The organism is Drouetiella sp., assembly GCF_059504425.1.
In genome coordinates this window covers 1-13,782 of record NZ_JCACIN010000022.1, presented here as the reverse complement: position 1 = coordinate 13,782, position 13,782 = coordinate 1, and the positions used below count along the sequence as shown (strand labels likewise).

Annotated in this window: 12 protein-coding genes; 7 read left to right on the top strand and 5 right to left on the bottom strand. The window is 50.6% G+C overall.

All coding sequences use genetic code 11. The annotated features are described in order from the left end of the window. Window positions 1–97 precede the first annotated feature (97 nt). The 3 genes from acpP to tkt all read left to right on the top strand — a co-directional run bounded on the left by acpP (window position 98) and on the right by tkt (window position 4,132). Window positions 98–343 (top strand): acyl carrier protein, encoded by a 246-nt coding sequence (gene acpP / locus AC5JMP_RS04720; RefSeq protein ID WP_495850281.1) that lies wholly within the window; start codon window positions 98–100, stop codon window positions 341–343. A gap of 193 nt (window positions 344–536) precedes the next feature. Beyond that, window positions 537–1,790, top strand: coding sequence for a beta-ketoacyl-ACP synthase II (gene fabF / locus AC5JMP_RS04715; protein ID WP_495850280.1), 1,254 nt, complete (start codon window positions 537–539; stop codon window positions 1,788–1,790). Between the two features lie 329 nt (window positions 1,791–2,119). After that, complete coding sequence (gene tkt, locus AC5JMP_RS04710; protein WP_495850279.1) at window positions 2,120–4,132, top strand: transketolase; 2,013 nt, start codon at window positions 2,120–2,122, stop codon at window positions 4,130–4,132. Window positions 4,133–4,251: 119 nt separating this feature from the next. Here tkt and AC5JMP_RS04705 read toward each other — a convergent pair whose 3' ends face one another. After that, a complete protein-coding gene (locus tag AC5JMP_RS04705) occupies window positions 4,252–4,905 on the bottom strand; it encodes a chorismate lyase (RefSeq protein WP_495850278.1) in 654 nt (217 codons plus the stop codon). Window positions 4,906–5,094: 189 nt separating this feature from the next. Here AC5JMP_RS04705 and AC5JMP_RS04700 point away from each other — a divergent pair, with 189 nt between their 5' ends. Continuing rightward, window positions 5,095–7,248, top strand: coding sequence for a glycosyltransferase 61 family protein (locus AC5JMP_RS04700; RefSeq protein WP_495850277.1), 2,154 nt, complete (start codon window positions 5,095–5,097; stop codon window positions 7,246–7,248). Between the two features lie 291 nt (window positions 7,249–7,539). Beyond that, window positions 7,540–7,908 (top strand): response regulator, encoded by a 369-nt coding sequence (locus tag AC5JMP_RS04695; protein ID WP_495850276.1) that lies wholly within the window; start codon window positions 7,540–7,542, stop codon window positions 7,906–7,908. Between the two features lie 17 nt (window positions 7,909–7,925). Here AC5JMP_RS04695 and AC5JMP_RS04690 read toward each other — a convergent pair whose 3' ends face one another. Next, window positions 7,926–8,312 carry a RidA family protein gene (locus AC5JMP_RS04690; RefSeq protein WP_495850275.1) on the bottom strand — a complete coding sequence of 129 codons (387 nt, stop codon included), beginning with the start codon at window positions 8,310–8,312 and terminating at the stop codon, window positions 7,926–7,928. 35 nt (window positions 8,313–8,347) lie between these two features. Beyond that, complete coding sequence (locus AC5JMP_RS04685; protein WP_495850274.1) at window positions 8,348–8,782, bottom strand: NUDIX domain-containing protein; 435 nt, start codon at window positions 8,780–8,782, stop codon at window positions 8,348–8,350. 121 nt (window positions 8,783–8,903) lie between these two features. Between AC5JMP_RS04685 and ypfJ the strand changes: the two genes are divergently transcribed. Beyond that, window positions 8,904–9,755: a KPN_02809 family neutral zinc metallopeptidase gene (gene ypfJ / locus AC5JMP_RS04680; RefSeq protein WP_495850273.1), complete on the top strand. Its 852-nt coding sequence runs from the start codon at window positions 8,904–8,906 to the stop codon at window positions 9,753–9,755. Between the two features lie 6 nt (window positions 9,756–9,761). Next, window positions 9,762–10,646: an alpha/beta fold hydrolase gene (locus AC5JMP_RS04675; RefSeq protein WP_495850272.1), complete on the top strand. Its 885-nt coding sequence runs from the start codon at window positions 9,762–9,764 to the stop codon at window positions 10,644–10,646. A gap of 118 nt (window positions 10,647–10,764) precedes the next feature. Here the strand turns inward: AC5JMP_RS04675 and AC5JMP_RS04670 are convergent, their stop codons facing one another. Both AC5JMP_RS04670 and AC5JMP_RS04665 read right to left on the bottom strand, forming a co-directional pair. Further along, window positions 10,765–12,045, bottom strand: a complete 1,281-nt coding sequence (locus tag AC5JMP_RS04670) for a glycosyltransferase (protein WP_495850271.1) — start codon at window positions 12,043–12,045, stop codon at window positions 10,765–10,767. A 15-nt stretch (window positions 12,046–12,060) separates the two neighbouring features. Then, entirely contained in the window at window positions 12,061–13,746 is a 1,686-nt protein-coding gene (locus tag AC5JMP_RS04665) for a GMC oxidoreductase (RefSeq protein ID WP_495850270.1), read from the bottom strand. Window positions 13,747–13,782 lie beyond the last annotated feature (36 nt).

Genomic DNA, 13,782 nt, shown 5'->3' with positions numbered 1-13,782 from the left:
TCAGCGTGACAAAGTTGCGACTGTCTGTTAGCTAAGTTCACAGTCGGGTTAAATGAGTTTAGATAGCTATTGTGTCGATACAAGCAAGGGAGACAGTATGAGCCAGGAAGAAATTTTTCAACGGGTAAAGAAAATCGTGACCGATCAGCTGAGCGTTGATCCAGGCGAGGTTACACCCGAAGCTAGCTTTGCTAATGATCTAGGCGCTGATTCTCTCGATACCGTTGAGTTAGTCATGGCACTAGAAGAAGAGTTTGATATTGAAATTCCAGATGAAGCGGCTGAAGGCATTGCAACCGTGCAGGCCGCAGTCAACTACATTCAAGAGAAAGCAGCAGCCTAAATTCATTAGGCTCTCTAGACCGTAATTTCAATAGACTGTGGTCTAGTGGAGTTGAGTAAGCTGGGCAGAGGTCGATACTGAATGCCTGCCTACGCCTATCTCTTAAGACTAGCGCCACAGTCTAGCTTGTGTTTTTAGCGCTGGGCGCTGACATCGTGGTTTCTGGGTATTTCACCCCATCAAAGTTGCCGTCATGAAAAGTTATGAATTAAAGCGCGTCGTGGTTACAGGGCTGGGCGCAATCACGCCTCTGGGTAACACATTGACCGAGTATTGGGAAGGGTTAGTGAGCGGGCGCAATGGGATTGCGCCCATAACGCTATTCGATGCTTCTCAGCATGACTGCCGAATTGCAGGAGAGGTCAAAGGGTTTGATCCGCATGACTATCTCGATCGCAAAGAGGCAAAGCGGATGGATCGCTTTTCTCAGTTTGGAGTTTGTGCCAGCCAACAGGCGCTAGCGGATGCCAAGTTTGTCATCAATGATTTGAATGCCGAACAGGTAGGCGTGATTCTGGGCACAGGGATCGGCGGCTTAAAGGTGATGGAAGATCAGCAAACGATCTACCTCGATCGCGGTCCGAACCGCTGTAGTCCGTTTATGGTACCCATGATGATTGCCAACATGGCGGCAGGTCTAACCGCCATCCACACGGGCGCAAAAGGACCGAATGTCTGCACAGTGACGGCTTGCGCGGCGGGTTCCAATGCGATCGGCGATGCGTTTCGTCTGGTGCAGCGGGGCTATGCTCAGGCAATGATTTGTGGCGGCACGGAAGCAGCTGTCACGCCTTTGTCGTTTGCTGGGTTTACTTCCTGTAGAGCGATGTCAACCCGTAACGAAGACCCTCTGCATGCCTCTCGTCCTTTCGATCGCGATCGCGATGGTTTTGTGATGGGTGAAGGAGCGGGGGTGCTAATCCTGGAAGAGCTAGAACATGCTCTCAGCCGAGGAGCTAAAATCTATGCCGAGATGGTGGGCTATGGCATGACCTGCGATGCTTACCACATGACTAATATTGCTCCTCAAGGTGAGGGGGCAGCTAGAGCGATGTCTCTGTGCCTCAAGGATGCTGAAATTACGCCAGACCAGGTTAGCTACATCAATGCCCATGGTACCAGTACGCCTGTGAATGATCCCAACGAGACAGCTGCCATTAAAACCGTTCTGGGAGAACAGGCTTACCGCGTTGCCGTCAGCTCTACAAAATCAATGACAGGGCATCTGTTGGGAGGGTCAGGTGGCATTGAGGGCGTTGCCGCAGTGATGGCGGTGGCTAATGATCGGGTGCCGCCTACAATTAACTTGCAAAACCCAGATCCAGCTTGTGATTTAGACTATGTGCCCCACCACAGCCGATCGCACCCGGTAGAAGTGGCGTTGTCTAATTCTTTTGGCTTTGGCGGTCACAACGTGACGTTGGCTTTCAGAAAATACAGGCCTTGAGAGCATGACGTTTGTCTAATGGCTCTGGGCGTATCGCCCTTTGCTCAGCGTTACCCATAAGCGGTAGGCTTTATAAGTGGAGCAATTCTGGTTGCGTCTGTTTTTGCTGCTCTGCCTCTGCGCTCCCTCTCTGTGGCTAAGCCTAATTTGGGGTGACTTGGCAGGGTGGCATTGAAAATATCTATTAAATTCAGGCAGCGGCAGTATAGATCTACCGCAGCTTAAGTTATAGACTAATAGCAATACGCAGTAGGTATAGTTACTTACTGTTTCGATCAGTTTCTCCGTCACACCTGAGCATTAAACCGTCGTTAGATTTAGAGGAAGCCATGGCTGTTGCAACCCAATCCCTCGAAGAACTCTGTATTAATTCGATTCGTTTTCTGGCGATCGATGCCATTGAAAAAGCAAAGTCAGGTCATCCCGGTCTGCCGATGGGCGCTGCACCGATGGCGTATGTCCTTTGGGACAAGTTCATGCGGTTCAACCCCAAGAACCCCAAGTGGTTTAACCGCGATCGTTTCGTTCTCTCAGCAGGGCATGGCTGCATGTTGCAGTATGCCTTGCTATATTTAACGGGCTATGACAGCGTCTCCATTGAGGAAATCAAGCAATTCCGTCAGTGGGGATCAAGAACGCCCGGACATCCCGAAAACTTTGAGACTTCCGGCGTTGAGGTGACAACAGGACCTCTAGGACAGGGCATTGCCAACGGAGTAGGTCTGGCAGTTGCTGAGGCTCATCTAGCAGCTCGCTTTAACAAGCCCGACCTGACGCTAGTGGATCACTACACCTACGTCATTGTCGGTGATGGCTGCAACATGGAGGGCGTTTCGGGTGAAGCAGCCTCGATCGCTGGGCACTGGGGCTTGGGCAAGCTGATCGTTCTCTATGACGACAATCACATTTCTATCGACGGCTCCACAGATGTTGCCTTCACCGAAGATGTCTCCAAGCGATTTGAAGCCTACGGCTGGCATGTGCTGCATGTAGAAAATGGCAACACGGATCTAGATGCCATTGCTCAGGCGATCGAATCCGCAAAAGCCGTGACCGATAAGCCGACGATGATTAAGGTGACGACGACGATTGGCTATGGCTCTCCCAACAAAGCCAACACCGCGGGAATTCACGGCGCGGCTCTGGGGGGCGACGAAATTAAGCTCACTCGCGAAAACCTCGGCTGGAACCACGAGCCTTTCGAGATTCCCGATGACGCGCTGAGCCATATGCGCAAGGCGATCGAGCGGGGCGCTAGCTATGAAGCCGAGTGGGAAACGACTTGGGCACAGTACAAAACCAAATATCCTGAAGATGCGGCTGAATTCGAGCGGCTGATTTCAGGCAAACTGCCGGAGGGTTGGGACAAGGTGCTGCCCACCTACACCGCTGAAGATAAAGCGCTGGCGACTCGTAAGCATTCTGAAACCTGCTTGAACAAGCTAGCTCCGGTTCTGCCTGAGCTGATTGGTGGCTCTGCCGACCTCACCCACTCTAACCTGACGGAAATCAAGGGCTTTGGTGACTTTCAGAAAGGTCAATACCAAAACCGCAATATCCACTTTGGCGTGCGGGAACATGGCATGGGGGCAATTTGCAACGGTATTGCCCTGCATGGTTCCGGTCTGATTCCTTACGGCGCAACCTTCTTAATCTTTACGGATTATATGCGTGCTGCCATTCGTCTTTCGGCGCTCTCCCAGGCGGGTAGTATTTGGGTAATGACCCATGATTCGATCGGTCAGGGCGAAGATGGCCCAACTCACCAGCCGATCGAAACGATCGCATCCCTCCGCGCCATTCCTAACCTGACGGTGATTCGTCCGGCGGATGGTACCGAGTGTTCGGGCGCTTATAAGATGGCGATCGAATATGCCCACCAAGCTCGTCCAACCCTGATGGCGTTCTCGCGGCAAAACCTGCCCAACTATTCCACTACCTCGATCGAGGGTGTGGCAAAGGGCGCTTATGCTGTGGTGGATTGTGAGGGTACGCCCGATATCATCCTGATTGGTACAGGCTCTGAGCTAAGTCTTTGCGTCAAAGCTGCCGAAACGCTTACTGGTGAAGGCAAGAAAGTTCGGGTGGTTTCAATGCCTTCCTGGGAGCTATTTGAGGAGCAGGATGCAGTCTACAGAGAGTCTGTGCTGCCCAAAGCTGTTACCAAACGTTTGTCCGTGGAAGCTGGAACCAGCTTTGGCTGGACAAAGTATGTCGGCACCGAAGGGGATTGTGTCAGCATCGATCGCTTCGGGGCATCGGCTCCTGGCGGCGTGTGCATGGAGAAGTTTGGCTTTACGGTAGACAACGTATTGGCGAAAGCGAAGGCGTTGCTCGGCTAGTGAGCTGATTCTGAGCAGAGGCGTACATTGCTGACCCTCTGTTTGAGCTAGTACATTTTGAGCCAGCACAAAAAGCCCTCCAAGTGGAGGGCTTTTTATCGTCAGAGCTGCAATTTTAGCTATTGGTGAGCTGAGGTGAGCCTAGTCTGTTCCAGGCATTCCAATCCTGTGGAGCCTAGATATTTCGTTAGATAGGGCGAAAATACTTCATAAATGAGCGTAATCGGGCGACCATGATGCCAGAATAAATAGTGCCGTCCCCAGAAAGGCCCAGATTGTCCGAAGGCAAGCTCTAGTGCTGGAGAATGACCATACTGCACGCCCTGAATATCTCGATACAGCTCAGTACGCGATCGCGCCAAGTTCGCCCAGATCGGTATCGATCGATTTTGCAGATACTCGTCCACATGGTTTGCCTCCCACCAAGAGGTGGCGTAAGCAGTTCTCTGTCCAGAGGCGGTTCGCAGCCAAACCTGTCGGCGCAGTAACGCTCCCGACAGCGCACAAATTGCTTCTGGAGCGCCATCTGAGCCTTTGCCAATCAGCGACATATCAATCACATCTACCTCGATCGCTTCGCCCGTGAGAAGCTGCATATGTCGAGTAGGAGAGCCGTCTCCTAAAAGCAGCATTTGCCACGGAGGAGCCAATTGCGGATGGGGTAAGCCAAGCTGAATCACTTCCTCACCTGCTTGCCAGAGAGGATGCAGAGAATGCCACGCTGTAGGCAGTCCCTCTGCGGGCAGTGCCTCTGTGGGCAGTACCAGATTCATAGATTCGTAAGCTGGATTTGCTGAAGTCAAGGTTAGTTACAAAACTTTAAGTTTCTCTTTGGATCATAGCAGCGAAAGGTTGGGGATCGGAGGGAAGCTGAGGTCTAGAAAAGAATAGTCCGCTGCTCCATAAACCCTCATGGAGGGAATGATTGAATCATATCTGCCACCGCTCTTGGAGTGGATATTATGTCTAATCGATCGCTAAGTTCTCAAAACTCTCTCGCTCTGGCTGACCCGATCGCCCATTACAGTCATCAGATTGAAGCTTACCCAGAAGTTCTGTCAAATTATTGGCATTTGGGTCTGGCTTGGCTGGTCTTGGGCGACGCGATCGAAGCGCAAACGATCTGGTTTTCGACAATAACGGCGATCGCTCCAGGGGATATGGAAGCTGGGATGACAGAGTTGCTTGACATCCTGGCGATCGCTGCCAAAGAATACCTCCAGCTTGGCAAATTTTTCACCGCCGAGCAGATTTATTTACAAATGCTGGAGATCGACGCGACAGCAGAGCCAGTTTTGAACCTAGGAAGCGCAGTGTCGCAACAGGGCAGATACGAAGAAGCGATCGCTCACTGGCAAACCGCAATTGATCTCCCGCTGAATCCTCTTCAGCCTTATCTAGCGGAAACCTACAGGCGGCAGGCAGAAGTCTGGCAGAAACTAGGGCAGTGGCAGGAAGCGATCGCAGCTTACACCCAAGCTATTCATTGGCATCCGACTGGGCAGTCTACTGGGCAGGTGCACAGCGCCATCGGCTGGTGTCTAGGACAGCAGGAAGACTGGCAGACTGCTGAAGCTCAGTTTCGACAAGCCCTCACTCTTGATCCAGAGAATTCTGGCTTCTACGGAGACTTGGGTTGGGCACTCCTCCAGCAAAAAAAATGGGGAGAAGCGATCGCCTCTTTTCAACAGGCTGTTTGGCTTAAATCTCGCTTTGCCCAAACCTACTGTTACTGGGTCGATTCCCTAGAGCAACCCAACATGACACGAGTGTTCAATGCTCGATTTCTGGCGCTGCTCAATCCTGATCTGCTCAATCCTGAGTCTCGATCCGTAGAGCTTTCCCAGGCTTTAGAAAATTTGCTGCGGGCAAATCTTCATGAGGATCAAAATGGGACGATCGCTGAATCTTTCTCTAGCTTGACTTCTCCGATCGTATCTGCCGAGGCAGTCTCTGCAACTCAGCCGCCACTGCCCAGTAGATTTCATCAGACGACTTGCGGCTGGATTGCTGGCTCCGATCACCCTGGCTCTAATCACTCTGACAGCAGTAAATATATCTCGCTCGATCAGCCGCACCAGGTTTCGCTTACGCCACCCCAAACCCTGGATGACGAAATTCACTTTAGCTTCCGGTTTGGAGAGGCGATTGTCCTCCCCGAAACCTTTGTGGCTGAAATCCCACAGGGACGGTTTTGGCTTAGTGTCGATCAGACGAGTAGTGCCGTGATTGCGTCAGATGGTGTCTTGGGCGATCTATCTGCCGAATTTCCGTTGCTGAGTCCAAACCATCCCGATCGCTATTCCGGTCATTCAGCTTTGGCTCTGCCCTATCTTCCGCCTGTGCAGAAAATCAGCGGCACCGTGGCGGTTTTATCGGGTCTAGCAAACGATCTTTACTTTCACTGGATGCTAGATGTCTTGCCAAGATGGGCATTGCTACAACGGAGCGGTATTGATCTAGATGAAATCGATGGCTTTGTGGTGAGCGATCGCCTCTCTTTTCAAGCGGAGACCCTGGCAATTTTGGGCATCCCGGCTAAAAAAATCGTCACTGGACAGCACATTCAGGCAGATCGGCTCGTTGTTCCCTCCTATCCGGGTAGCCCTGCCTGGATGCCGCCATGGGTTTGCCCATGGTTACAGCGGCTTTTGTCAATTAATGCTGGCCATCGTCCCTCCTCACAAACGCGATCGCGCCTCTACATTAGCCGCAGTCAGGCGACCCACCGCCGCTTGATCAACGAATCAGAAGTGATGAACCTGCTGGAGCCTTTGGGCTTTCAGTCTGTGACGCTAGAGTCACTCTCAGTCCGTGCCCAAGCCGAGCTGCTAGCTAACGCAGAAGTGGTGATTTCTCCTCACGGCGGCGGATTGACCAACCTAGTGTTTTGTCAATCAGGCACTCAAGTGATTGAGCTATTTGCCCCTCACTACGTCTATCCTTGCTATTGGTTTATCAGCAATTTAGGCGGGTTAAGGTACGCTTATTTAGTGGGCAAAACCCCTGCGGGAGGTCTGCATCGACTCCTCTATGCCGATGTGCGGACAGAGGATATCTGGATTGATTTAGAGGAACTGCGATCGCTCTTACATGCTCTTTTGCTCAGTTCATAGGAAGACCCTATCAAACTAAACCTTAGAGGAAGACGGTAATTTAGAGGAGAAAGTTGACAAGCAGTACCCACTCTTCTTCTTTTTGTCTCAAAATATACTCACTATTCACTAAAACTACAGATAAATTCTTTGTGCCGCAAAGATACTGAGAACTGCTCCTGGGATTCCTGATGGAATCACGTTTGGCGTTGTAGGAAGAATGAGTTCTGGGAATACTGCTGACAAGGGGTACGAGCAGTGCAAGACTCAATCGCTAGCAATTTTGTTTAAGATCTGTGGGGCAAGAGAGACATGAGTACGGTTCTAATTGTCGATGATAGTCAAACACTGCGGACGATGCTTTCAGAACTGTTGGAGGGTGTCGGCATTCGAGTCGTTGAAGCCACTAACGGCGTTGAGGCCAAAGAGAAAATTCAGGCAAAAAGCCCCGATCTGGTGATTACGGACTTGATCATGCCAGAAATGAATGGCTACGAGCTTTGTCGATGGATTAAGAATGATCCTGCGAAGCAAACTATTCCTGTGCTAATTTGCTCGACTAAAAGTGAGGAATTCGATCGCTACTGGGGCATGAAGCAAGGGGCAGATGCTTACATTACCAAGCCGTTTCATCCACCGGAGCTGCTAAAAACGGTGAAGCAACTGCTCCGAGGTCGTTAGGCTAAGGAATGATCCACCTATTTGACCGCAATACACTCAATTTCAACTCGGACATCCTTAGGTAAGCGAGACACTTCTACGCAGGCACGAGCAGGGGCAATCGCCTCCTGAAAATATTTGCCATAAACAGCATTCATCGCCGTGAAGTCATTCATGTCTTTAAGAAAAACTGTCGTTTTAACGACGTCTTCTAGCGTCACCCCAGCGGCAGTCAGGATTGCCATCAGGTTGGCGATCGCCTGCTCGGTTTGTTGAGCTACGTCTTCGCCCACAATTTCGCCTGTTTGGGGATGAAGCGGAATTTGTCCGGCAACAAAAATGAATTGTCCTGTGGCGGCGATCGCCTGGTTATAAGGCCCAACGGGAGCAGGGGCGTTTTCGGTGCGGATGATTTGACGGGTCATGGAGAAGAAGGAGTAGGGACTGAGATGAGGAGGAACTAGCTGAAGCTTCTGGGTCTAAGACCGTACTGCCGATAGTACCAATAGTCGCGCAAGATGCGATCGTGATCAAAGCATAGATTAGTAGGCAGATTCCAGAGTTCAAACGTGCCTAAGTTTTTAGCATCATCGCCTGCTTGGGGTTCGCCTTTGGCAGTGGCGAGAAATACAATGCTGATTGTGTGCTGACGGGAATCGCGATCGGGATCAGAGTAGACCTGGAATTGCTCAATTAGCTCCACCTGCAAGCCTGTTTCTTCGGCAGCTTCACGCCTAGCCGCTGTCTCCACCGATTCGCCATAATCCACAAAGCCGCCAGGAATTGCCCAGCCGTAGGGCAGATTTAGCCGTTCAATCAGCACGATCGAGGGCTGCGGGCGATCAATCAGCTCAATAATAATATCTACAGTGGGCGCAGGATTTCGATAGGTCATGGGAGATTCTGGCTCAAATTTGCTCCTTATCTAGAATAGAGCCTATCTAGATGTAGACCCGGAGCAAGTTTACCTGTGGTAAAGTCATCTTGAGTTTCCTAGCCCAGATTGGGGGGTTGTCATGCGTTGGGAATTTGGTCGAAGAAGCCGAAACGTTGAAGATCGTCGGGGTATGGGCGGATCTGCTCCTGTAGTGGGAGGTGGCATTGGGCTGGTCATTATGGCGGTCATTGTGACGCTGCTGGGCGGCGATCCGTCGGCGATCCTGAATCAGGCAGCTCCGGGAGATCAGTATTCTCGTCCGGGTCAGGTAAGCCAAGTTCAAGCAGATGACCAAATGTCGCAATTTGTTTCGGTCGTGTTGGCAGACACTGAAGACACCTGGAACGGAATTTTTCAGCAAATGGGTGAGCGCTACGTAGAGCCAAAGCTGGTGCTGTTTTCAGGTTCTGTACAGTCAGCTTGTGGTAATGCAGGAGCTTCTACGGGGCCATTTTATTGTCCCCGTGACCAAAAGGTCTATATCGACCTGAGTTTTTATGAACAGATGAAGTATGAGCTGAATGCGCCCGGAGACTTTGCTCAAGCCTATGTGATTGCCCATGAAATCGGGCATCATGTGCAAAATTTGCTGGGTATTTCTGGTCAGGTGCAGTCCTTGCAGCAGCGGGTTAGCAAAGCTCAGGCAAACCAGCTTTCCGTGAGGCTAGAGCTACAAGCCGACTGTTTTGCCGGAATCTGGGGAAATGATGCCCAACGATCGCGCCAGGTTTTGCAGGAGGGTGACGTTGAGGAGGCTCTAAATGCGGCAACTGCCATCGGGGACGATCGCCTCCAGTCTCAATCTAGGGGCTATGTGGTGCCAGAGTCTTTTACCCACGGATCTTCGGCTCAGCGCGTCCGCTGGTTTAAGAAGGGCATTCAGACGGGTGACATCAATCAGTGCAATACCTTTGATACCAAGAGCCTTTAGTCCTTCATGAAACTTGTAACAGACTCTAAAAACCTGCCATGGCAGCATAACTACATCACGACGAAGGGTGTGCGGCTACATTACGTGACTCAGGGTGAAGGGGAGCTGATGTTGTTCTTGCACGGGTTTCCAGAGTTTTGGTATTCCTGGCGGCATCAGATTCCAGAATTTGCTCAAAACTATAAGGTTGTGGCGATCGATCTGCGCGGCTACAATGACAGCGATAAGCCTGCTGACCCCAAAGCCTATGGCATGAGTCATCTGGTTGCCGATGTCGAGGGTGTGATTCGAGGGCTAGGCTACGATCGCTGTATCCTTGTCGGGCATGACTGGGGAGGCGCAATTGCCTGGAGTTTTGCCTATGCCCATCCTGAGCTATGCGATCAGCTGATTGTGCTGAATCTGCCCCATCCAGCAAAGTTTGCGTCGGGTCTAATGACCCCGCAACAGCTGCTCAAAAGCTGGTACATTTTCTTTTTTCAGATTCCGGTACTGCCTGAGCTTCTTCTACAAGCCAACGACTATCGGTTAATTGCTGAGGCTTTCAAGGGAATGGCGATCGACAAAACCGCCTTTAGTCCCGCTGATTTAGAAGCCTACAAAGATGCTGCTGCCAAGCGAGGTGCATTGACTGCGATGGTGAATTACTATCGCAATGCCCTTCAGTCTGGAGGCGATCGTCAGTGGGGGATTCTGAAAGTGCCTACCCTACTGATTTGGGGTGAGCAAGACATGGCTCTGGGCATTGAGTTGACCTACGGCACTGAAGAATATGTTGAGAATCTGACCATTCGCTATATTCCCAACTGTAGCCACTGGGTGCAGCAGGAACAGCCGCAGTTGGTGAATCAGTACATGCGAGAGTTTTTGGCAGACAGCGCTGTTAAGTAGAAAAACAGGCAGGTCTCAATCACCTTTCGATATCTGAGCAGCTTGGGCAATTGATCTTCCATTCCTCCATTGCTCTAAATCAATGAATTATTTGGGAACGCTCTGCTTCCAAGCTTCACTAATGGGCTAAATGCCGTCTGATCAGCTGGCTACGCTCTCGAAACACCGCTTCATCATTGAATCGAGCGCCATTGGTGCCTGCTTCTTGAATCAACTGGGCAAGGCGAGATCGATCGTGATACAGTGCCGCAATCAACTCCCCTAAGGGCTGCCAGCCGTGAACGGGAACAAATGCGCCTCCCCCATAATTCTCCGTCAACTCTTCCACATACTGACTTTCATAACCCACAATTGGCGTACCGCTGACAAGCGATTCAATCAGACAACGAGGCGACTCAGGCGTAATGTGCGTGAAGGGCATCAGGTGCGCCTCCCGAATCTTTTGCAGCAGCCTTCCTCGATCGCGCTCTAGCCCATATAGCTCGACACAGGAGTCCAGATTCAACGCAGAGATTAAAGCACTCATCTCCTCAATCAGGTCGCCATTGCCAAACCAAATTGCCTGTAGATTCACGCCCAAATCTCTGGCTACCCCCAGCGCTCGTACCCACTCTAGAGGAGCTTTCATCGCTGAGATTCTTCCAGCGTAGCAAATCCGCAGAACTGGATCACTCAGAGCCGCTTTCACTTTTGCTGCCAAGGCTGCGGGTGCAATCGCGTCATTCACTTTGGTATGAACATCATGAACAACATGGCTGTTCAGACACAACGGACTGTAGGCAGTGTAGCAATCTTGACCATGCCATAATCCCAAGCTGGCACGTTTAATCACACACTTCTCAAGCTGAGCCATCAAAGGAGAGCGGATGTTGGCAACCAAGCGAGATTTTAATTGCGCCTTTTTAGCCACTTGCAGCACCACTTGGTGTTCAACGCGATCGGCATGAATAGCGTAATTTCTTCCCTGCCTTTGCGCTTCTAAGGCTGCAATCGCCGCCCAATCTCCCACCAGTCCACCAATTGCAAACTGCAAGTATTGACATTGCCCAATCAGCTCAGCAAACAATTTTCGGGTAGCGTTGTAGGTTCTGAAGAACTCTGGCAGCGAATAAGCCCAAGGCAACTGAACAAACTGAAATCTTTCTAGGTCTTGCAGTGTAGCAGTGTCTCGCCAGACAATGGTTTTGTCTCGTTCGGCAATGGCTTCAGGAATAGCGGGTGCAGCCACAACAATTGACCCAAAATTATCAGCCCATTGCTCTAGCCCATTGCAGGCTTGAGCATCCCACATTAGCCTTCCGTGCTGGACGCGTAGGGGGGGATGCAGAACTAGAAGCATCCCTTTGGGGGCAGGTGTGACGCAAGTCGTAAAGTTATGCAAGGCTGTTTTTTGTATCACCTGTATGGCTCTCCCCTATTGATTAAAATAGCTGACCTTTAACCAATCCGCCAACCGAATAGACATGGCAACAATCATTAATGTGGGATTGGCATGACCAGCTGTCGGAAATACAGAACTTCCTGCAACAAATAGCCCCTCTACCCCGTGAACTTGACAGCTAGAATTGACGACTCCCTCCCTAGGATTCTCTGCGATGCGAGTTGTGCCGATGGGGTGCGCCCTATCTGTAAAGTTAGACTGCCAGCCTTCTCTGGTGTCTAGCCAATCTGCGAGGGTAGGCGGCGAGAGACCCATGCGTTGGAACTCCTGACAAAGGACTTGGCTTAACCTACGGACTGTCTGCATTTCTCGATCGCTGATTTTCCAGTCAATCTTGGAGATAGGCATCCCCAGCGCATCTTTGGTAGCCGAGAGAGTGATGCGGCTTTCAGGATCGGGTAACTGCTCTACTAAACAGTACAGATCAAGGCGTTCAGCTTTGGGCAAAGGAGGACGATGTTTAACAAAGCGACGGTAAATTCCCTCAAAGGCAATTTGAGGATGACTCAGAACTGCCAGAGCATCTTGATAAGGTGATGATTCTAGAGCCGTTTCTGAAGCATTGTCGCGTCGCCAAAACATGGCTTGGTCGATCGTTGGAGATGAGGTTTCAGACTGTTTTCTTAAGGATTTCCTGAGCCGTTTTAATGCAATCCAAGGGTCGTCTTGGGCTGAATACTCTTCTAAAAAGGCGGCACAATTAAGCAGACCTTCTCTAGCCTGCACCTCTGGACTTAAGCCTACTCCGTGTAAGTAGACATGTCGTCCTTGAGCGTCATCAAGCCAGTACTGACCAAACCGACTCCGAGCCTTTGAGGAATGCTGAGGATCAAAACTGCCAATAACGCAACCTGGATGATCCATCAAAAAGCGACCTACCGTATCATGTTCATTGCCAACGCCGTTTGGAAGAGTTCGGTTAGAAGCTAATAGCAAGCGTGCATTTTCAATGCCACCACAGCACAGGATGATTGCTTTTGCCTTAATACAGCCTCGCTTGTTCTCTAGCGTACTCACTTCAATAGATTCCAGACGCGTTCCAGACTCATTAGTATTGAGGTGTGTTACGTTTGCGTGCAGCAAAACATTTACGTTGGGCGCATTGCCTGACATGAAATGTCGTCCAAACCGTGTAGGCTGTCCCGGTTCTTTAGAGCTTTTGCTGAATTGCCAGAAAGCAGGTTTAAGGATCTGTTCATTTAGTAAAGGCGTAGGGCGTGGAACTTTAAAGAGTTCCCATAGTTGCTCCTCATAACAATGAGGGCCTAAACCTAGATTGATCCCAGCTCTCTCTAAATAGGGATCGAGCTGCTCACGACTGATGGGCCACCCTGAGTGGGGAATCCAAGGACGAGCTTGAAAATCAATGCGATCGAATGGAGCGCATCGCCCTGTCCAAATGTGTGAACTACCGCCGAAAATACGGGAGCGGATAATCTCCTGTTGCATGACTCTAGGAGCGCCCACACTCTCAATGTTATAAAGTGCCTGAGTTTCAGGTTCTTCTTCTAACCCCCCACTTTCGATAATCCAGACTTGGATAGGAGTTCCAACAAACTCTTTAGCGATTGATAGCCCTGCAGGTCCACTGCCGACAATACAAATGTCTGTCTCGATTAACAAGTTGTCTTCAAATTGCCTAAGATCATTAAATCTCAATTTAATCGTCTCCTAGAATCTTTATTAAATATTTTG

What these genes read in the sequence shown, in the direction of transcription:
- acpP (WP_495850281.1), top strand. Translation starts at nt 98, where the DNA reads ATGAGCCAGGAAGAAATTTTTCAACGGGTAAAGAAAATCGTGACCGAT.
- fabF (WP_495850280.1), top strand. Translation starts at nt 537, where the DNA reads ATGAAAAGTTATGAATTAAAGCGCGTCGTGGTTACAGGGCTGGGCGCA.
- tkt (WP_495850279.1), top strand. Translation starts at nt 2,120, where the DNA reads ATGGCTGTTGCAACCCAATCCCTCGAAGAACTCTGTATTAATTCGATT.
- AC5JMP_RS04705 (WP_495850278.1), bottom strand. Translation starts at nt 4,905, where the DNA reads ATGAATCTGGTACTGCCCACAGAGGCACTGCCCGCAGAGGGACTGCCT.
- AC5JMP_RS04700 (WP_495850277.1), top strand. Translation starts at nt 5,095, where the DNA reads ATGTCTAATCGATCGCTAAGTTCTCAAAACTCTCTCGCTCTGGCTGAC.
- AC5JMP_RS04695 (WP_495850276.1), top strand. Translation starts at nt 7,540, where the DNA reads ATGAGTACGGTTCTAATTGTCGATGATAGTCAAACACTGCGGACGATG.
- AC5JMP_RS04690 (WP_495850275.1), bottom strand. Translation starts at nt 8,312, where the DNA reads ATGACCCGTCAAATCATCCGCACCGAAAACGCCCCTGCTCCCGTTGGG.
- AC5JMP_RS04685 (WP_495850274.1), bottom strand. Translation starts at nt 8,782, where the DNA reads ATGACCTATCGAAATCCTGCGCCCACTGTAGATATTATTATTGAGCTG.
- ypfJ (WP_495850273.1), top strand. Translation starts at nt 8,904, where the DNA reads ATGCGTTGGGAATTTGGTCGAAGAAGCCGAAACGTTGAAGATCGTCGG.
- AC5JMP_RS04675 (WP_495850272.1), top strand. Translation starts at nt 9,762, where the DNA reads ATGAAACTTGTAACAGACTCTAAAAACCTGCCATGGCAGCATAACTAC.